This window comes from Streptococcus sp. Marseille-Q5112 (genome assembly GCF_916700555.1).
Lineage (GTDB): Bacteria > Bacillota > Bacilli > Lactobacillales > Streptococcaceae > Streptococcus > Streptococcus symci.
The window spans coordinates 22299-42048 of sequence record NZ_CAKAKP010000003.1 but is presented as its reverse complement, the minus strand read 5'-3'; the positions used below and the strand labels follow the sequence as shown (position 1 = coordinate 42048).

General features: G+C 42.8%; 23 protein-coding genes. 21 read left to right on the top strand and 2 right to left on the bottom strand.

Going from position 1 to position 19750, the window contains the following annotated elements:
- Window positions 1-3: 3 nt before the first annotated feature.
- The 5 genes from LG372_RS03155 (at window position 4) to LG372_RS03135 (ending at window position 4344) form a co-directional block, all read left to right on the top strand.
- Window positions 4-615: a TipC family immunity protein gene (locus LG372_RS03155; protein WP_225742112.1), complete on the top strand. Its 612-nt coding sequence runs from the start codon at window positions 4-6 to the stop codon at window positions 613-615.
- Between the two features lie 225 nt (window positions 616-840).
- Window positions 841-1887, top strand: a complete 1047-nt coding sequence (locus LG372_RS03150) for a FecCD family ABC transporter permease (RefSeq protein ID WP_049491616.1) — start codon at window positions 841-843, stop codon at window positions 1885-1887.
- Window position 1888: 1 nt separating this feature from the next.
- Complete coding sequence (locus LG372_RS03145; protein ID WP_049491618.1) at window positions 1889-2644, top strand: ABC transporter ATP-binding protein; 756 nt, start codon at window positions 1889-1891, stop codon at window positions 2642-2644.
- 19 nt (window positions 2645-2663) lie between these two features.
- Window positions 2664-3671 carry an ABC transporter substrate-binding protein gene (locus tag LG372_RS03140; protein WP_225742111.1) on the top strand — a complete coding sequence of 336 codons (1008 nt, stop codon included), beginning with the start codon at window positions 2664-2666 and terminating at the stop codon, window positions 3669-3671.
- Entirely contained in the window at window positions 3652-4344 is a 693-nt protein-coding gene (locus LG372_RS03135; RefSeq protein WP_225742110.1) for an alpha/beta hydrolase-fold protein, read from the top strand. Before LG372_RS03140 ends, LG372_RS03135 begins: the two co-directional genes overlap by 20 nt.
- Before the next feature lie 43 nt (window positions 4345-4387).
- Here LG372_RS03135 and LG372_RS03130 read toward each other — a convergent pair whose 3' ends face one another.
- Complete coding sequence (locus LG372_RS03130; RefSeq protein WP_225742109.1) at window positions 4388-5137, bottom strand: lysophospholipid acyltransferase family protein; 750 nt, start codon at window positions 5135-5137, stop codon at window positions 4388-4390.
- Window positions 5138-5269: 132 nt separating this feature from the next.
- Here LG372_RS03130 and LG372_RS03125 point away from each other — a divergent pair, with 132 nt between their 5' ends.
- The 6 genes from LG372_RS03125 to LG372_RS03100 all read left to right on the top strand — a co-directional run bounded on the left by LG372_RS03125 (window position 5270) and on the right by LG372_RS03100 (window position 12378).
- Window positions 5270-7606: a cation-translocating P-type ATPase gene (locus LG372_RS03125; protein WP_225742120.1), complete on the top strand. Its 2337-nt coding sequence runs from the start codon at window positions 5270-5272 to the stop codon at window positions 7604-7606.
- A 101-nt stretch (window positions 7607-7707) separates the two neighbouring features.
- Complete coding sequence (locus LG372_RS03120) at window positions 7708-8385, top strand: tRNA (adenine(22)-N(1))-methyltransferase (RefSeq protein WP_225742108.1); 678 nt, start codon at window positions 7708-7710, stop codon at window positions 8383-8385.
- Entirely contained in the window at window positions 8372-9169 is a 798-nt protein-coding gene (locus tag LG372_RS03115; protein ID WP_225742107.1) for a Nif3-like dinuclear metal center hexameric protein, read from the top strand. The genes LG372_RS03120 and LG372_RS03115 overlap by 14 nt, the downstream gene beginning before the upstream one ends.
- 16 nt (window positions 9170-9185) lie before the next feature.
- Window positions 9186-10289, top strand: coding sequence for an NAD(P)/FAD-dependent oxidoreductase (locus tag LG372_RS03110; protein WP_225742106.1), 1104 nt, complete (start codon window positions 9186-9188; stop codon window positions 10287-10289).
- A 102-nt stretch (window positions 10290-10391) separates the two neighbouring features.
- Window positions 10392-11411 (top strand): UDP-glucose 4-epimerase GalE, encoded by a 1020-nt coding sequence (gene galE / locus LG372_RS03105; RefSeq protein WP_225742105.1) that lies wholly within the window; start codon window positions 10392-10394, stop codon window positions 11409-11411.
- A gap of 1 nt (window position 11412) precedes the next feature.
- On the top strand, window positions 11413-12378 hold the full coding sequence (locus LG372_RS03100; RefSeq protein WP_225742119.1) for a glycosyltransferase family 2 protein: 966 nt from the start codon (window positions 11413-11415) through the stop codon (window positions 12376-12378).
- 57 nt (window positions 12379-12435) lie between these two features.
- On the opposite strand, the gene LG372_RS03095 is transcribed toward LG372_RS03100, so the two are convergent.
- Window positions 12436-12633 (bottom strand): ferredoxin, encoded by a 198-nt coding sequence (locus tag LG372_RS03095; protein WP_161683526.1) that lies wholly within the window; start codon window positions 12631-12633, stop codon window positions 12436-12438.
- 45 nt (window positions 12634-12678) lie between these two features.
- Here LG372_RS03095 and LG372_RS03090 point away from each other — a divergent pair, with 45 nt between their 5' ends.
- The 10 genes from LG372_RS03090 (at window position 12679) to whiA (ending at window position 19738) form a co-directional block, all read left to right on the top strand.
- Window positions 12679-13179 (top strand): SAG1386/EF1546 family surface-associated protein, encoded by a 501-nt coding sequence (locus LG372_RS03090; protein WP_049487134.1) that lies wholly within the window; start codon window positions 12679-12681, stop codon window positions 13177-13179.
- Window positions 13180-13187: 8 nt separating this feature from the next.
- Window positions 13188-13862, top strand: a complete 675-nt coding sequence (cmk, locus tag LG372_RS03085) for a (d)CMP kinase (RefSeq protein ID WP_225742104.1) — start codon at window positions 13188-13190, stop codon at window positions 13860-13862.
- Window positions 13863-13981: 119 nt separating this feature from the next.
- Window positions 13982-14488 carry a dihydrofolate reductase gene (locus LG372_RS03080; protein ID WP_225742103.1) on the top strand — a complete coding sequence of 169 codons (507 nt, stop codon included), beginning with the start codon at window positions 13982-13984 and terminating at the stop codon, window positions 14486-14488.
- A complete protein-coding gene (locus tag LG372_RS03075; RefSeq protein WP_042901356.1) occupies window positions 14488-14658 on the top strand; it encodes a hypothetical protein in 171 nt (56 codons plus the stop codon). The genes LG372_RS03080 and LG372_RS03075 overlap by 1 nt, the downstream gene beginning before the upstream one ends.
- Before the next feature lie 36 nt (window positions 14659-14694).
- Window positions 14695-15927: an ATP-dependent Clp protease ATP-binding subunit ClpX gene (clpX, locus tag LG372_RS03070; protein WP_025169664.1), complete on the top strand. Its 1233-nt coding sequence runs from the start codon at window positions 14695-14697 to the stop codon at window positions 15925-15927.
- A gap of 8 nt (window positions 15928-15935) precedes the next feature.
- Window positions 15936-16523 (top strand): ribosome biogenesis GTP-binding protein YihA/YsxC, encoded by a 588-nt coding sequence (gene yihA / locus LG372_RS03065; protein WP_225742102.1) that lies wholly within the window; start codon window positions 15936-15938, stop codon window positions 16521-16523.
- Window positions 16524-16533: 10 nt separating this feature from the next.
- Complete coding sequence (locus LG372_RS03060; protein WP_001140420.1) at window positions 16534-16914, top strand: RidA family protein; 381 nt, start codon at window positions 16534-16536, stop codon at window positions 16912-16914.
- A gap of 51 nt (window positions 16915-16965) precedes the next feature.
- Entirely contained in the window at window positions 16966-17856 is an 891-nt protein-coding gene (gene rapZ, locus LG372_RS03055) for an RNase adapter RapZ (protein WP_225742101.1), read from the top strand.
- Complete coding sequence (locus LG372_RS03050) at window positions 17853-18830, top strand: YvcK family protein (protein WP_001231075.1); 978 nt, start codon at window positions 17853-17855, stop codon at window positions 18828-18830. The genes rapZ and LG372_RS03050 overlap by 4 nt, the downstream gene beginning before the upstream one ends.
- Window positions 18827-19738 (top strand): DNA-binding protein WhiA, encoded by a 912-nt coding sequence (gene whiA / locus LG372_RS03045; RefSeq protein ID WP_000011276.1) that lies wholly within the window; start codon window positions 18827-18829, stop codon window positions 19736-19738. The genes LG372_RS03050 and whiA overlap by 4 nt, the downstream gene beginning before the upstream one ends.
- Window positions 19739-19750: the final 12 nt, after the last annotated feature.

Genomic DNA, 19750 nt, shown 5'->3' with positions numbered 1-19750 from the left:
TCTATGAAGAAAATCCTAGGTGTTTTAACAATAGTAGTATTACTTGTATCAGTTTGTTTTTACTTTTTTCCTAAACAACCTAAAAACATTTTTGATGAGATTTACCAAGAAACGGAGAAGACTTATCGCACAAATAATGTTTTAAGGCATATAGATGGGTTTAAAATCAGACCGGATTGGCCAAGTGATGATCCTAATATCTCTCAAAATCCATTTGGATTGTATACTAGTAAAAGCAACCCTCAAAACTTTAATAATATATCTATTGATTTTAATTTCAAAAATTATTCTAACGAGCTGTTTGTTTCATTTGAGAAGAAAATATCTGGGGATGTGAAGTTATGGATGATTAGTAAGTATAGCCAAAAAACTAAAATGATCACAAAGTCAATTCAGATAGTATTATCAGGAAATGAGGATAGCTATATCGAAGACGAAGCTCAGGTGAAATCCTACCTAGAGCAGTATGGTATCACTGCCAAGGATTTGGATTCCTACTACGACGAAATCGTCAACCAGAAAGTCTTGAAAGATTGGTGTTCGATTTATGACAGTAAGTACTCACCAAGCAACTATGGTGATGTCAAGATTGAAACCCAGTGGGAGAATTGGTGACATAAAGATTCTCACTAATTATATAAACAGGTGGCTCTCTATTTTCAGAGGGCTTTTTATGTTGTCACTTTACCTCGATATACTCAAGTATAATCTTCGGTTACGATTATTAGTACTGTAAGACCAACTATATTCATTTTTCTCATCTTGTTCCATAGTTAAAAATATGGTATACTTTTCATGAGAATTTTCTAAATTTTTAAGATTCTATCAAAGGAGGTTTGCATGCTTTCCAAATTTTCTGGAAGCCGACAGGACCTGCAATTTGTATTGCTTTTAGGTATTTTACTAGGTGTTTTAGGAATTTCCCTCTTTCTAGCAGTTTCAATGGGATCCGTTGCGATTGATCTAGGCGATACCTATCGGATTATTTTGAGCAGGTTGGGGTTTCCTCTTGAGGTAGGAGAGGTTTCCAAGTCCACTCTTGCCATTGTATGGAACATGAGATTCCCCCGAGTATTGCTAGGTTTGATAGTGGGGGCTGGTCTTTCTATGTGTGGTAGCGTGATGCAGTCTACAGTGAACAATCCCATCGCAGAGCCTTATGTCTTAGGAATATCTGCGGGTGCAACTCTAGGGGCAACCTTGAGCATCATTCTTGGTTTAAAATTGGTGATTAGCCTTGGAGCTTTTCTTGGAGCTATTTTGGCAACAATTGCTGTCCTCATCATTGCCTCTATGCAGGGAAGGATGACGACTTCCAGTCTGATTTTATCAGGAACGGTGGTCAACGCTCTCTTTCTGGCATTTTCCAACTTTATTATCTCAGTCGGAGCTAATGCGGACAGTGTGATGACCATTAAGTTTTGGACCATGGGCTCGCTCGCTGGGACTTCCTGGGCAGACTTGGTCCTGCCAACTATAGTAGTAGGAATAGCCTTTCTATTTTTCTCTACTCAGTATCGTGTTTTCAATGCGATGATGATGGGAGATGAGGCTGCTTTAACTTTGGGGATTCCCTTACGTTTTTATTGGTATCTTTATGTGACCATGGTGGCTGTGCTGACAGCAGTATTAGTAGCAACCTGTGGGATTATTGGATTTGTCGGTCTGATTACTCCACATTTAGCTCGAGGATTAGTAGGAACGAATTACAAGAGGCTTTTTCCTGTTGCAACCTTGCTAGGTGCCCTCTTTGTCATTTGGGCAGACGTACTCTCTCGTATCATCATTCCAAACGCAGAGCTTCCTATTGGTATTTTCACAGCCTTGGTAGGTGCTCCCTTCTTTATCTACATTGTTGGAGGTAGGCGAAGGGAGGTGAGGGTCTGACATGGACTTGATTTGTAAGGATATCCATTTTGGACTGGGAGAGAAAAAAATCCTCAAGGGAGTTTCTCTTAAAGTTGAAGGGAATCAATTTCACACGATACTAGGACCAAATGGAAGTGGAAAAACCAGCCTGCTTAAACTCCTCTATCGTCAGGAAAAGGCGGATAAAGGCTTGATAAGCCTAGATGGAAAACCGCTGGAGCATTGGTCACTCAAAGAAACAGCTAAGCAAATGGCAGTTGTCACCCAGTTTAATCAATTGCAGTTTGATTGTACAGTTGAGGAAATCGTCTTGCTGGGTAGAACTCCCCACCTCTCTTTTTTACAGAAGGAAAGGGAAAGAGATTATGCCCTCGTTCAAGATGCCCTCGTTAAGGTGGATATGCTCGAGAAGAAAACTCGTCTCTATTCGTCTCTGTCAGGGGGGGAGAAACAACGAGTCTTATTAGCCCGCGCCTTGGCGCAAGAACCGACTCTCTTGCTCCTGGATGAACCAACCAATCACCTGGATATCAGGTATCAGCTAGACTTGTTGGCCATTGTGAAAAATCTCAAGGTCAATGTTCTAGCTGTTCTACATGATATTCAACTTGCTTGTCGCTATTCGGATTATCTCTATCTGATGAAAGAGGGAGAAATCCTTTACCAAGGGACTCCAAAGGAGACCATCACCCCTGAGTCATTGCAAACTGTATACGGAGTTCAAAGTCAGGTGACTTGGACCGAGGATCAGCAAGCCATGATTCACTATTTATAAGAATGAAAAGGAAAACAAGATGAAAAAAACACTAAGTATTTTACTGGTAACAGTAGCTACCTTAACCATGGCAGCGTGTGGTAATACTACAGAAAAAGCTACCACACAATCTAGCACAGAAACAAGTCAAAAGGCGAGCACAGAGACGACTTATCCACTAACTGTCAAAACCTATGACGCTAAAGGAAATGAAGTTGAACAAGTCTTTGACAAGGCACCTGAAAAAGTTATTACAAACAATCTTTCAACCACTGAAATCTTATTGGAACTAGGTTTGAAAGATAAAATTGCTGGCATGCTCAACCCTGACAATGCTGTGACGGACAAATACAAGGACGCGATTGCGACGATTCCTCAAATTGGGGATAAAAAAACAGTCTCACAAGAGACAGTCCTTTCTTATGAGCCAGACGCTGTGATGGGGCGAAACATGATGTTTTCTGAAAAATCCTTGGGGACAGTTAGTACTTGGAATGAAAACAAAATCCCAGTTTATACTCAAAAAGCTTCTCTCTCAACGATTCAGCAAGATTTAGGAAATATTGTAGAAGATGTTAAAAATCTTGGAATGATTTTTAATGTTCAGGACAAGGCTAATGAATACGCAGCTCAATTACAAACTAAAATTGACGCTGTTAAGAAAGTAAACCCAGCAAGCCAAGGTGAAAAGAAAAAGGCTTTGATTATGGTTGCGTATAATGATGAAACCTTCGGTGCCTACAAGTCTGCTTTGCAAGAAAGTTTGCTGAACCAACTTGGTTATACAAACGTTGCTACGGGGACATCAGGCTTGACCTTGGAAAACCTCGTGTCAATGGATCCTGAATTGATTATCTATGTAACCAGCGATCGAAATAAAAAATTGGATGAAAAAGCAGTAGAGTTGATGAAGGCAAATGCTGTTTTGGAAAGCGTTCCTGCTATTAAGAATCAAAAAATCATGACCATCTCTTACGATGAGTTGATGGACTATGGTCCAGCAGTGATTGATTCCCTTGAGAAAATCAATGACTTTATCAATAAATAATGAGTTTGATTGGGAAGGAATTCAAGTCAAAATCAGCCTTCCTTCTAACTACGACCCCAATCAAACCTATCCGGCTATTTTATTGAATGATGGAAATTTGGATTTCCTATCGTCCCTTTCTGAATCTATGATTTTAGTGGGCTTGACCTCTAAAAATCGCCTAGACGACTACACTCCCTGGAAGGCATCTGCTCTGAGAGATGGGGCTCCAGATTTTGGTGGTCAGGCAAATGCCTATCATGGTCATTTATTTGGAGGTCTTTTAGACATGTTGCAGTCGCTTTATCGCTTGGATAAAAATCGCCTTGCCTATGGGGGTTACTCACTAGGTGGTTTAGCGGCAGTCTACAGTCTTTTCAGCTTTGACAAGGTTTCCTGTGTCTTTTCTATCTGCGGTTCCTTTTGGTATCCTGATTTTGTGACCTACTGCAAGGAAGAAAATGTGGAAAATTTGGACTGTTTGCTGTATTTACAGAACGGTCAAACAGAAGGAGTTAATCATAGCAATCGTCTGGCTCAAGCACCAGTCTATGCTGAGCAGATTCATATCAGTCTTCAGAAACGCTATCCGAACGGTCAGTTTGTCTTTGATCCTTATGGACACCATGAACAAGTGGATGAGCGATTTCTAGCTTTTTCCAGCTGGTTGGCCCAAAAATGGAAAATCAAGTAAAAGAATTATCCCTTGGCTTTTGCCAAGGGATTGTTGTATTTGTTTAACCAAGGTTTTCTCTCTTTTTATCTGGATTCCATACGAAGCTTGCGATAAAGCTAAAGATGATGGTTAGGATAGCGAGGATAATGGCAAGGATGAGAGCAGGGATGCGGATAAACCACCAGAGTGGGTTTGGTTTTTTATCATTGTGCCATTGTTTCGTTTCTTGGTCCAAACGTTGGAATTCTGTTTGGATACGATTGGCGACTGTTTCAATGCCGTCATCATTCATTTTCTTGATATCTGAGATATCAATTGGATTTCCAAAGTTCATATCGACACGTTCGCGGCTAACCAAGCCTTTCAAGGTCATAGGACCTGTGTAGGTAACCGGCATAATACGGACCTTGGCCATTTTGGCAATCAGGGCAACTCCACCCTTGACATCGTTTGAGTGACGGCTCCCACTTGGAAACATGATGAGAGAGCGATCACTTTTTTTAAGGACATTGATAGGGTATTTGATGGCTGAGGCGCTAGGATTTTCACGGTCGATAGGAAAAGCACCACACATACGGATCCACCAACCAAAGATACGGTTGGTAAAGAGTTCTTTTTTGGCCATAAAGATAAATTGTTTTGGCTTGGTCGCAAAGGCCATGTAAACAGGATCCCACCAGGTACGGTGAGGCGCAACTAAAATATAATTTTCATCTTGATTAGGAATTTTATCAGTATTATGATAATGGGTATTGCCATTGATGGACCATAGGAGCAAGACAACCAATCCACGTAAATAAGTATAAAACATGCGATCTCCTTCGATTCTTTTCTTGTTATTATTATACCTTATCAAAGGAGGGCTGGCAAACTTTTCCCTTGACCAGGTCCATATTTGGGATGAGATTAGAATTCTTTTAGAAAAAATGATATGATAGAATTTATGGATAAAAATAAGATTATGGGATTAACCCAAAGAGAAGTCAAGGAAAGACAGGCTAAGGGCTTGGTCAATGATTTTACTGCTTCGGCCAGTACCAGCACTTGGCAAATCGTTAAACGAAATGTCTTTACCCTTTTTAACGCTTTAAACTTTGCCATTGCTTTGGCCCTTGCCTTTGTGCAGGCTTGGAGCAATCTGGTCTTCTTTGCCGTTATCTGCTTTAACGCTTTTTCTGGAATTGTGACCGAGCTGCGGGCTAAACACATGGTGGACAAGCTCAATCTCATGACCAAGGAAAAGGTCAAAACCATCCGTGATGGCCAAGAAGTGGCTCTGAATCCTGAAGAATTGGTGTTAGGAGATGTCATTCGTTTGTCTGCAGGAGAGCAGATTCCCAGTGATGCCTTGGTTTTGGAAGGCTTTGCGGAAGTCAATGAAGCCATGTTAACAGGGGAAAGTGATTTGGTGCAAAAGGAAGTGGATGCCTTGCTTTTGTCAGGAAGTTTCCTAGCCAGTGGGGCAGTTTTAGCTCAAGTTCACCATGTCGGTGTAGACAACTATGCTTCCAAACTCATGCTGGAAGCCAAGACCGTTAAACCAATCAACTCTCGTATCATGAAATCGCTGGACAGGTTAGCTGGTTTTACTGGGAAGATTATCATTCCTTTTGGTCTGGCTCTCTTGCTGGAAGCCTTGATGTTGAAAGGTTTGCCCCTCAAGTCATCCGTTGTAAATTCGTCGACAGCCCTACTGGGAATGTTGCCTAAGGGAATTGCCCTCTTGACCATTACTTCGCTCTTGACTGCAGTGATTAAGTTGGGCTTGAAAAAGGTCTTGGTGCAGGAGATGTACTCTGTTGAGACCTTGGCTCGTGTGGATATGCTCTGTCTGGACAAGACGGGTACCATCACCCAAGGAAAGATGCAGGTAGAGGCTGTTCTTCCGCTGACGGCAACTTATGGTGAAGAGACTATTGCCAGCATCCTGACCAGCTACATAGCCCACAGTGAGGATAAAAATCCAACTGCCCAAGCCATTCGCCAGCGTTTCCAAGGCCAAGTAGCCTATCCTATGCTCTCTAATCTTCCCTTCTCAAGCGACCGCAAGTGGGGAGCAATGGAATTGGAAGGTTTGGGAACAGTTTTCTTAGGTGCACCTGAGATGTTGCTGGATTCTGAGGTCCCAGAAGCCAGAGAGGCCTTGGAGAGAGGTTCACGTGTATTGGTCTTAGCTCTCAGTCAGGAAAAACTGGACCATCACAAGCCACAGAAACCATCTGATATTCAGGCTCTAGCCTTGCTGGAAATCTTGGACCCGATTCGCGAGGGAGCAGCAGAGACGCTGGACTATCTCCGTTCTCAGGAAGTGGGGCTCAAGATTATCTCTGGTGACAATCCAGTTACGGTATCCAGCATTGCCCAGAAGGCTGGTTTTGCGGACTACCACAGCTATGTAGATTGCTCCAAAATTACGGATGAGGAATTGATTGCTATAGCTGAAGAGACAGCTATTTTCGGACGTGTTTCCCCTCATCAAAAGAAACTCATCATCCAAACGCTGAAAAAAGCGGGGCATACAACAGCTATGACAGGGGATGGAGTTAATGATATTCTGGCCCTTCGTGAGGCGGATTGTTCTATCGTGATGGCTGAGGGAGATCCCGCGACTCGTCAGATTGCCAATCTGGTTCTCTTGAACTCTGACTTCAATGATGTTCCTGAGATTCTCTTTGAAGGTCGTCGCGTGGTCAATAACATTGCCCACATCGCCCCGATTTTCTTGATAAAGACCATCTATTCTTTCTTGCTCGCAGTTATCTGTATCGCCAGTGCTCTTCTGGGACGGTCTGAATGGATCTTGATTTTCCCCTTTATTCCAATTCAGATTACCATGATTGACCAGTTCGTGGAAGGTTTCCCACCATTCGTTCTGACTTTTGAGCGAAATATCAAACCTGTCGAGCCAAACTTCCTCAGAAGATCCATGCTTCGTGCTCTACCAAGTGCTCTCATGGTCATCTTCAGCGTTCTTTTTGTGAAAATATTTGGAACGAGCCAAGGTTGGTCTGAGTTAGAAATCTCAACTCTACTCTATTATCTCTTGGGGGCAATTGGTTTCTTATCCGTATTTAGAGCCTGCATGCCATTTACACTATGGCGTGTCCTTTTGATTGTTTGGTCAGTAGGAGGCTTCCTAGCCACAGCTCTCTTCCCAAGAATTCAAAAACTGCTTGAAATTGCGACACTTACAGAACAAACCTTACCTGTTTATGGGGTCATGATGTTGGTCTTTACCGTGATTTTCATCCTGACTAGTCGCTATCAAGCCAGAAAATAAAGAAAGGCTGCAATCTGTGGATTGCGGTCTTTTTAGGTGCAGAAGTGCTAGTTGAAATGTGGTATAATAAGAGGTAATAGAGTTTTGGAAAGTGAGAGAAGATGATTTCAAAGAGATTAGAATTAGTGGCTTCCTTTGTGCCACAGGGAGCCATTTTGCTAGATGTGGGAAGTGACCATGCTTATCTGCCTATCGAGTTGGTTGAGAGAGGACAAATCAAAAGTGCCATTGCAGGTGAAGTTGTGGAGGGACCTTATCAGTCTGCTGTCAAAAATGTTGAGGCTCACGGCCTAAAGGAGAAAATCCAGGTTCGTTTAGCCAATGGCTTGGCAGCCTTTGAAGAGTCAGACCAAGTGTCTGTCATTACCATTGCTGGTATGGGTGGTCGTTTGATTGCTAGGATTTTAGAAGAAGGCTTGGACAAGCTAGCTAATATAGAGCGTTTAATCCTCCAGCCTAATAATCGTGAAGACGACTTGCGTATCTGGTTGCAAGCCAATGGTTTTCAGATTATAGCCGAAAGCATCTTAGAAGAAGCTGGCAAGTTTTACGAGATTTTGGTGGTGGAAGCAGGACAAATGAAGCTATCAGCCAGTGATGTCCGCTTTGGACCTTTCTTGTCCAAAGAAGTCAATCCAGTATTTGTCCAAAAATGGCAAAAAGAAGCTATTAAGCTAGAGTTTGCCCTTGGACAAATCCCAGACAAAAATCTGGAAGAACGTCAAGTTCTAGTAGATAAAATTCTAGCCATCAAGGAGGTTCTCCATGCTAGCAAGTGAAGTGATACAAGCTTATGAAGGCTTTTGCCCTCAGGAATTTTCCATGGAGGGCGATAGTCGTGGTCTGCAAATCGGCACATTGGACAAGGATATTCAAAGGGTCATGGTTGCCCTCGACATTCGTGAAGAGACGGTGGCTGAAGCCATTGAAAAGGGTGTGGACTTGATTATCGTTAAGCACGCGCCTATTTTCCGTCCCATCAAGGACTTGGTCGCTAGCCGTCCGCAAAATCAGATTTACATTGATCTCATCAAGCATGACATTGCAGTTTATGTCAGCCATACCAACATTGACATCGTTGAAAATGGCCTCAATGATTGGTTCTGTCAGATGCTAGGTATCGAGGAGACGACTTATCTGCAGGAGACAGGTCCTGAACGTGGAATTGGTCGTATTGGAAATGTTCAGCCTCAGACATTTGGGGAATTGGCCCAGAATGTCAAGCAAGTCTTTGGCCTAGATAGTCTTCGATTAGTGCATTATCAAGAGAGTGATTTGCAGAAGCCTATTTCAAGAGTGGCCGTATGTGGTGGTAGCGGGCAGTCATTCTATAAGGATGCTTTAGCTAAGGGGGCAGATGTCTACATCACTGGTGATATTTACTATCACACAGCTCAGGATATGCTGTCTGATGGCCTATTAGCATTGGACCCAGGCCACTATATCGAAGTGCTTTTTGTGGAAAAAATCGCAGCACTCCTTACTCAATGGAAGGAAGAAAAGGGCTGGACAATCGATATTGTGCCTAGTCAAGCATCGACAAATCCTTTCCACCATATCTAGTTAGAAAGTGAAAACAATGAAAAAAGTTGCCATTATCGGAGCAGGGATTGTAGGTGCAACAGCTGGCTACTACCTCTCTAAAGAAAGTGACCTAGAGGTGACCGTTTTTGACCATGGACAAGGTCAAGCTACCGAGGCCGCAGCAGGAATTATCAGCCCTTGGTTTTCCAAACGCCGCAATAAGGCCTGGTACAAAATGGCGCGCTTGGGGGCTGACTTTTATGTGGATTTATTAGCTGATTTAGAGAAGTCAGGACAAGAAATCGACTTTTACCAGCGTTCGGGAGTCTTTCTCCTGAAAAAGGATGAAACTAAGTTGGAAGAACTCTATCAACTAGCCCTCCAGCGTAGAGAAGAATCTCCTTTGATAGGGCAATTAGCCATTCTGGACCAAGCATCAGCTAACGAATTATTCCCTGGTTTGCAGGGATTTGGTCGCTTACTCTATGCTTCTGGTGGAGCGAGAGTAGATGGCCAACTTTTAGTGACTCGTTTACTGGAAGCCAGTCAGGTCAAGCTGGTCAAAGAAAAAGCAATTCTGACACCTTTAGCATCAGGCTACCAGATTGGCGAAGAGGTGTTTGATCAAGTTATTTTGGCGACGGGAGCTTGGTTGGGACACCTGTTAGAACCTTTAGGTTATGAAGTAGATGTTCGTCCCCAAAAGGGGCAACTCCGAGATTATCAACTTGCCCAAGACATGGAAGCTTACCCTGTTGTTATGCCAGAAGGGGAGTGGGATTTGATTCCTTTTGCAGGTGGGAAATTATCCCTAGGCGCTACTCATGAAAATGACATGGGATTTGATTTGACGGTAGATGAAACCTTACTCCAGAAAATGGAGGAGGCAGCCTTGCCCCACTATCCTGTTTTATCGGAAGCGACTTCCAGAAGTGAACGAGTGGGAATCCGTGCCTATACCAGCGATTTCTCTCCTTTCTTTGGGCAGGTTCCAGAATTGTCAGGTGTCTATGCTGCTAGTGGACTAGGTTCTTCAGGCCTCACAACTGGTCCTATCATTGGTTACCATCTGGCTCAACTGATCCAAGAAAAGGAGTTGACCTTGGACCCTCTAAACTACCCAATTGAAAACTATGTCAAACGAGTAAAAAACGAATAAGAATTTTACTGAAATTTTATCCTACCCTCTAGGATGGCAAATGACATTCCCTATCAAAAATGGTAAAATAAGAAAAAAGAATCCGAGAATCGAGGAAAAAAGATGCAAGAAAAGATTTTAGTAACGGGTGGAGCAGGTTTTATCGGAACCCATACAGTTATTGAGTTAATCCAAGCAGGTCATCAGGTTGTTGTGGTGGATAACCTTGTTAATAGTAACAGAAAAAGTTTAGAAGTTGTTGAGAGAATTACAGGAGTTGAAGTGCCTTTCTATGAGGCAGATATCCGTGATACAGATACTCTTCGTGACATTTTCAAACAAGAAGAACCAACAGGGGTCATTCACTTTGCTGGCTTGAAGGCTGTAGGTGAATCTACCCGTATTCCTCTTGCCTACTATGACAATAATATCGCAGGAACTGTTAGTCTTCTAAAAGCTATGGAAGAAAACAACTGTAAAAACATCATTTTCAGTTCTTCTGCGACAGTTTACGGAGATCCTCATACAGTGCCAATCTTGGAAGATTTCCCACTTTCAGTGACCAACCCATATGGCCGCACCAAGCTTATGCTAGAGGAAATTTTGACCGATATCTACAAGGCAGACTCAGAATGGAATGTGGTCTTGCTTCGTTATTTCAACCCAATCGGAGCTCATGAAAGTGGAGACCTAGGAGAAAATCCAAACGGTATTCCAAACAACCTCTTGCCATATGTGACTCAAGTAGCAGTTGGGAAATTAGAGCAAGTGCAAGTGTTTGGAGACGACTACGATACGGAAGATGGAACTGGTGTTCGTGATTATATCCACGTTGTCGATTTGGCTAAAGGTCACGTTGCAGCTCTACAAAAAATCCAAAAAGGTTCAGGTCTAAACGTTTATAACCTTGGAACAGGTAAAGGTTATTCTGTTCTTGAAATTATTCAAAACATGGAAAAAGCAGTGGGACGTCCAATTCCTTACCGCATTGTAGACCGTCGCCCAGGTGATATCGCAGCCTGCTATTCAGATCCTGCAAAAGCCAAAGCAGAACTCGGTTGGGAAGCAGAATTAGACATCACCCAAATGTGTGAAGACGCATGGCGTTGGCAAAGCAAGCATCCAAATGGATTCGAAGACTAAGATGGTGATATCAATCATTGTCCCCTGTTTAAACGAAGAGGAAGTACTTCCTCTTTTTTATCAGGCTTTGGAATCCTTAATTCCTGACTTGGGAGCAGAACTCGAGTATGTCTTTGTCGATGATGGATCAAGTGATGGGACCTTGGAACTCTTAAAGACCTATCGGGAGCAAAATCCAGCAGTGCATTATATTTCTTTCTCGCGAAATTTTGGCAAAGAAGCAGCTCTGTATGCAGGCTTGCAATATGCGACAGGAGATCTAGTGGTGGTGATGGATGCAGACCTCCAAGATCCTCCTAGTATATTGCTTGAGATGAAAGCCTTACTAGACCAGAATACAGACTTGGACTGTGTTGGGACCAGGAGAACTAGTCGGGAGGGGGAACCCTTCTTTCGCAGTTTTTGTGCTAATCTATTTTACGGCTTCATGAAAAAAATTAGTCCAGTAGCCCTGCCGTCAGGTGTCCGTGATTTTCGCATGATGAGAAGGTCTGTAGTCGATGCCATTTTAAGCTTGACTGAGTCCAATCGTTTTTCTAAAGGACTTTTTGCCTGGGTCGGTTTTAAAACCTACTATCTGGACTATCCAAATGTCGAAAGGCAGGCTGGCAAGACCAGTTGGAGTTTTAGGCAACTTTTTTTCTACTCCATTGAAGGGATTGTTAATTTTTCAGATTTTCCCTTGATTATAGCCTTTGTGGCAGGTCTCCTATCGTGTTTTATTTCTCTGCTTATGACCTTTTTTGTTGTGGTGCGGACCCTCATTTTGGGCAATCCGACATCAGGTTGGACCTCTCTGATGGCTGTTATTCTCTTCCTTGGTGGGATTCAACTCTTGACCATTGGGATTCTCGGCAAGTATATCAGTAAGATTTATCTAGAGACTAAAAAAAGACCACTTTATCTCGTCAAAGAAAAAAGTGACCTTCCTGATTTTACAGAAAAAAATAAAGAGAAAAGACTATAATTTTGCATGGAAATATGCTAAACTAGAAGGAGTGGAACGTTCTTGTCGGTATTAGAGTTAATCTTTAATCAAGGCACGTGTCGGACAGTTTCTAACAGCTTCTACGACGTCCTGACTAGGAGAGATTTCTTTTTCTAGTTGGTCAGGGTCATCGTAAAAACGCACGATTCCATTATCGTGGTAATCAAATAAATCAGAATAAGTTTGGCAAAGCCCACAGGCGATGCAGCGTTCAGGTATAAGTGTGATTTTCATATTTATATTGTAATAAGAAAAGTAAAAAAAAACAAGGAGTAAGGTATGGCAAAAGAACCGTGGCAAGAAGATATTTATGAGAATCAGGAAGAACAGACGAGAACGGAACGACGTCAACGTAATCAAAAAGGTACAGGTATTGTTGCAAATCGTGTCTTGACGATTCTAGCTAGTCTCTTTTTCGTGATTGTTGTAGTAATGATAATAGTATTGATTTACCTTTCAAGTGGAGGGAGTAATCGTACAGCAGCCTTGAAAGATTTTTATGATTCATCTGCCCCTGTTTCAACCTCTGTAACAGAAGAATCCGCATCTTCATCTAGCAAGACTGAAGAAGCAACTTCTACAGAGAGTTCTTCTAGTGAAAGTCATTCTGAAGAGCATACTGATAGTGAAGGGACAATTACAGTTCAGGCTGGAGAAGGAGAAGCAACCATTGCCGCTCGTGCAGGAATCTCGATTGCTCAGCTAGAGGCCTTGAATCCTGGACATATGGCTACAGGGTCTTGGTTTGCTAATCCAGGTGATGTTATCAAAATCAAATAGGAGTTGATATGAAAACAATTCAAATTGCTATCGATGGTCCAGCTTCAAGCGGTAAGAGTACGGTTGCTAAGATTATTGCTAAAAATTTTGGTTACACCTATCTAGATACAGGTGCTATGTATCGTGCAGCGACCTATATGGCTCTGAAACACCAGTTAGGATTGGAAGAGATTGAGGAACTTTTAGCCTTATTGGACCAGCATCCAATCAGTTTTGGGCGCTCAGAAACTGGAGAACAACTTGTCTTTGTAGGAGATGTGGATATTACCCATCCTATTCGTGAAAATGAAGTGACCAATCATGTTTCAGCTATTGCAGCAATTCCTGAAGTACGTGAGAAACTAGTTTCTCTCCAACAAGAGATTGCCCAGCAAGGTGGGATTGTCATGGATGGTCGCGATATTGGGACTGTTGTATTGCCAAAAGCAGAATTGAAAATTTTCCTAGTAGCTTCTGTTGATGAAAGAGCAGAACGCCGTTACAAGGAAAATATTGCCAAGGGAATTGAAACAGATCTTGAAACCCTAAAAGAGGAAATTGCTGCGCGTGACTACAAGGATAGCCATCGTGAGACTTCACCTCTCAAACAAGCAGAGGATGCAGTTTACCTTGATACAACTGGTTTGAACATTCAAGAAGTAGTCAAAAAAATTGAATTAGAAGCAAAGAAACGTATGTCCTAGGGACAGGAGAAGCAGGCTAAAGCTAGCCTGCTTCTTTTCTATCAAACTGAACGCATTCCAAACCAGTCTTTTTTTGAGTTTTTTGATAAAATAGTACTATCAGTAAAAAGGATGGAAGCATGACTAAGAAAATCGTAGCTATTTGGGCCCAGGATGAAGATGGTGTAATTGGGAAGGACAATCGTCTGCCTTGGCATTTACCAGCAGAATTGCAACACTTCAAAGAAACAACTCTGAATCATGCTATCTTGATGGGGCGTGTGACCTTTGATGGGATGGAGCGTCGCTTGCTTCCAAAACGGGAGACCCTGATTTTGACTCGTAATCCAGAAGAAAAGATAGACGAGGTTACTACTTTTTATGATGTTCAGTCTGTCTTGGGCTGGTATCAGGCTCAAGATAAGAATCTTTATATTCTCGGTGGAAAGCAAATTTTTCAGGCTTTTGAACCTTACCTTGACGAAGTGATTGTGACTCACATTCATGCTCGGGTAGAGGGAGATACCTATTTTCCTGAAGAGTTTGATTTGTCTATTTTTGAAATAGTTTCAAGCAAATTTTACGCCAAAGATGAGAATAATCCTTATGATTTTACCATCCAATACCGTAAGAGAAAGGAAGTCTAATGGAACGTAGTATATTTGGTTTTTTTACAGCCATGCTGTGTTTGGTCTGTTTGCTTGCTGGAGCACAGGCTTTTCGTAAAAAGCGTTATGGACTTTCTGTCCTGCTCTTGTTAAATGCCTTTACCAATTTGGTCAATAGTATCCATGCTTTTTACATGACCTTATTTTAGATAGAATGACAGTATAGAATAGAACGGAAGGAAATCATGCCTACAACTAGGAATAATGATATGATGGTTTATTGCTCATTTTGTGGCAAAAGCCAAGAAGAAGTACAAAAAATAATCGCAGGCAATAACGCCTTTATCTGTAATGAATGTGTGGAGTTAGCCCAGGAAATCATTCGGGAAGAGTTGGCTGAGGAAGTCTTGGCAGACTTGTCAGAAGTTCCAAAACCAATCGAACTTCTCCATATATTGAACCACTATGTAATCGGTCAAGATCGTGCCAAGCGTGCATTGGCAGTTGCAGTTTACAACCACTACAAACGCATCAATTTCCACGATACGCGTGAAGAGTCAGAAGATGTGGATTTGCAGAAGTCAAACATTTTGATGATTGGCCCAACTGGTTCAGGGAAAACATTCCTTGCCCAGACCTTGGCTAAGAGTTTAAATGTACCTTTTGCCATTGCAGATGCGACAGCTCTTACTGAGGCTGGTTATGTGGGTGAGGACGTGGAAAACATCCTCCTCAAACTATTGCAGGCTGCTGACTTTAACATTGAGCGCGCAGAGCGTGGGATTATCTATGTGGATGAAATTGACAAGATTGCCAAGAAAAGCGAGAACGTTTCTATCACACGTGATGTTTCTGGTGAAGGGGTGCAACAAGCTCTTCTCAAGATTATCGAGGGAACAGTTGCAAGTGTGCCACCTCAAGGTGGACGCAAGCATCCGCAACAAGAGATGATTCAAGTTGATACGAAAAATATCCTCTTCATCGTGGGTGGTGCCTTTGATGGTATTGAAGAAATCGTCAAACAACGTCTGGGTGAAAAGGTTATCGGTTTTGGTCAAAATAACAAGGCGATTGATGAAAATAGCTCTTACATGCAAGAAATCATCGCAGAAGATATTCAAAAATTTGGTATTATCCCAGAGTTGATTGGGCGCTTGCCAGTCTTTGCAGCTTTGGAGCAATTGACAGTGGATGACTTGGTTCGCATCTTGAAAGAGCCAAGAAATGCCTTGGTCAAACAGTACCAAACCTTGCTTTCTTATGATGATGTCGAGTTGGAATTTGACGACGAAGCCCTTCAAGAAATCGCCAATAAGGCTATCGAACGCAAAACTGGTGCGCGTGGTCTTCGCTCGATTATCGAAGAAACCATGCTAGATGTCATGTTTGAAGTACCGAGTCAGGAAAATGTGAAATTGGTCCGCATCACTAAAGAAGCTGTCGATGGAACGGATAAACCAATCCTAGAAACAGCCTAGGGGTGACTATGGAACTTAATACACACAATGCAGAAATCTTGCTCAGTGCGGCCAATAAATCCCACTATCCGAAGGATGAACTGCCAGAAATCGCTCTTGCAGGGCGTTCAAATGTTGGTAAATCCAGCTTTATCAACACTATGTTGAACCGTAAGAATCTCGCCCGAACATCAGGTAAACCTGGTAAAACCCAGCTTCTCAACTTCTTTAATATCGACGACAAGATGCGCTTTGTGGATGTGCCTGGTTATGGCTATGCCCGTGTTTCCAAAAAGGAACGTGAAAAGTGGGGGCGCATGATTGAGGAGTATCTGACAACTCGAGAAAATCTCCGTGCGGTGGTCAGTCTGGTGGATCTCCGTCACGATCCGTCAGCAGATGATGTGCAGATGTACGAATTTCTCAAGTATTATGAGATTCCGGTTATCATCGTTGCGACCAAGGCGGACAAGATTCCTCGTGGTAAATGGAACAAGCACGAATCAGCAATTAAAAAGAAATTAAACTTTGACCCAAGTGATGACTTTATCCTCTTTTCATCTGTCAGCAAGGCAGGGATGGATGAGGCTTGGGATTCAATCTTAGAAAAATTGTGAGGAAAAGAAAATGGCAAAAACAATTCATACAGACAAAGCTCCAAAGGCTATCGGACCATATGTTCAAGGAAAAATCGTTGGCAACCTTTTGTTTGCTAGTGGTCAAGTTCCTCTCTCTCCTGAAACTGGGGAAATCGTTGGAGAAACGATTCAAGAACAGACAGAACAAGTCTTGAAAAACATCGGTGCTATTTTGGCAGAAGCAGGAACTGACTTTGACCATGTTGTCAAAACTACTTGCTTCTTGAGCGATATGAACGACTTTGTTCCTTTTAATGAGGTTTACCAAACGGCCTTTAAAGAGGAATTCCCAGCTCGTTCAGCTGTGGAGGTAGCTCGTCTTCCTCGTGATGTAAAAGTCGAAATCGAAGTCATCGCAGAGATTGGATAAGCTAGTTGAAGTTTGGTTCTGCCAAACTTCTTTTGATATAAGGAGAAAAAGATGACAAAGAAACAACTTCACTTGGTGATTGTGACAGGGATGAGTGGTGCAGGGAAAACTGTGGCCATTCAGTCCTTCGAGGATCTAGGCTATTTTACTATTGACAATATGCCTCCAGCTCTCTTGCCTAAGTTTTTGCAGTTGGTGGAAACAAAGGAAGACGACCATAAGTTGGCCTTGGTAGTGGATATGCGTAGCCGTTCTTTCTTCTCAGAGATTTCAGCTGTTTTGGATGAGTTGGAAAATAAGGAAGAACTGGACTTTAAAATTCTCTTTTTGGATGCAGCTGATAAGGAATTGGTTGCTCGTTACAAGGAAACCAGACGAAGTCACCCTCTAGCTGCAGATGGACGGATTTTGGATGGAATCAAGCTGGAACGTGAACTCTTGGCGCCTTTGAAAAATATGAGTCAAAATGTGGTGGATACGACTGAACTCACTCCACGTGAGCTACGTAAAACCATTGCAGAGCAGTTTTCAGACCAAGAACAAGCCCAGTCTTTCCGTATCGAAGTCATGTCTTTTGGCTTTAAATATGGAATCCCGATTGATGCAGACTTGGTTTTTGATGTCCGTTTCTTGCCAAATCCATACTACCTTCCAGAACTGCGAAACCAAACGGGTGTAGATGAACCAGTTTATGACTATGTCATGAATCACCCTGAGTCAGAAGACTTCTATCAACATTTGTTGGCCTTGATTGAGCCGATTTTGCCAAGTTACCAAAAGGAAGGTAAGTCCGTTTTGACCATTGCCATGGGTTGTACGGGTGGGCAACACCGTAGTGTGGCCTTTGCTAAACGCTTGGCGCAGGACTTATCCAAGAATTGGCCTGTTAATGAAGGGCATCGCGACAAAGACCGAAGAAAGGAAACGGTAAACCGTTCATGAGAAAACCAAAGATAACGGTGATTGGTGGAGGGACTGGGATCCCCGTCATTCTTAAAAGTCTGCGTGAAAAAGATGTGGAAATCGCTGCTATCGTAACGGTGGCCGATGATGGTGGTTCATCAGGTGAACTCCGAAAAAACATGCAGCAGTTGACACCGCCAGGAGATCTCCGCAATGTCCTTGTGGCCATGTCGGATATGCCTAAGTTTTATGAGAAAGTCTTTCAGTATCGCTTTTCTGAAGATGCAGGAGCCTTTGCTGGTCATCCATTGGGTAATCTCATCATTGCTGGCTTGTCAGAAATGCAGGGTTCGACTTATAATGCCATGCAGTTACTGAGCAAATTTTTCCATACAACTGGGAAGATTTATCCTTCCAGTGACCATCCATTGACCCTTCATGCAGTCTTTCAGGATGGGACAGAAGTGGCTGGAGAGAGTCATATTGCAGACCATCCAGGCATGATTGACCATGTCTATGTGACCAATACCCTCAACGATGATACGCCTCTGGCCAGTCGTCGAGTAGTGCAGACCATTCTTGAAAGTGACATGATTGTCCTCGGACCTGGTTCCCTCTTTACCTCGATTTTGCCCAATATCGTGATTAAGGAAATCGGGCAGGCACTTTTGGAAACCAAGGCAGAAATCGCCTATGTCTGCAATATCATGACCCAACGTGGGGAGACGGAACACTTTACAGATAGTGACCACGTAGAGGTCTTGCATCGTCACCTTGGCCGACCTTTTATCGATACTGTCTTGGTGAATATTGAAAAAGTGCCTCAGGAATACATGAATTCCAACCGTTTTGATGAATACTTAGTGCAGGTGGAACATGATTTTGCTGGTCTTTGTAAGCAAGTTCCGCGCGTGATTTCCTCTAACTTCCTTCGTCTGGAAAATGGGGGTGCCTTTCACGATGGAGATTTGATCGTGGATGAGTTGATGCGGATTATACAGGTGAGAAAATGAGTTTCACAGTAGCAGTAAAAGAAGAAATCTTAGGTCAACACCATCTGAGCCGGCATGAATTATCTGCCATTATCAAAATGTCTGGCAGTATCGGTCTCTCGACTTCGGGCTTGACCTTGTCAGTTGTGACAGAAAATGCCAAACTGGCTCGTCACCTCTACGAGTCCTTTCTCCATTTCTACGAAATCAAATCGGAAATTCGCCACCACCAACGGAGCAATCTTCGCAAGAATCGAGTCTATACCGTTTTTACAGATGAAAAGGTGCAGGACTTGTTGAGTGATTTGCACTTGGCAGACTCTTTCTTTGGCCTTGAAACAGGTATTGATGAGGCGATTTTATCGGACGAGGAAGCAGGTCGTGCTTATCTTTGTGGCGCCTTCTTGGCAAATGGAAGCATTCGTGACCCTGAGTCAGGCAAGTACCAGTTGGAAATCAGTTCTGTTTATCTGGACCACGCGCAAGGGATTGCCTCTCTTCTCCAGCAGTTTTTGCTGGATGCCAAGGTGCTTGAGCGCAAAAAGGGAGCTGTGACCTATCTCCAGCGTGCTGAAGATATTATGGACTTCTTGATTGTCATCGGAGCCATGCAGGCACGTGATGATTTTGAGCGGGTTAAGATTTTACGAGAAACTCGTAATGACCTCAATAGGGCCAATAATGCCGAGACAGCTAATATCGCTCGGACAGTTTCTGCCAGCATGAAGACTATCAACAATATCAGTAAAATCAAAGATATCATGGGCTTAGAAAATCTGCCAGTGGATTTGCAGGAGGTAGCGCAACTGCGGATTCAGCACCCAGACTACTCTATCCAGCAGTTGGCAGACAGCCTCAGCACCCCTCTGACCAAAAGTGGTGTCAACCACAGACTTAGAAAAATCAATAAGATAGCCGATGAATTATAAAACCACGAATCG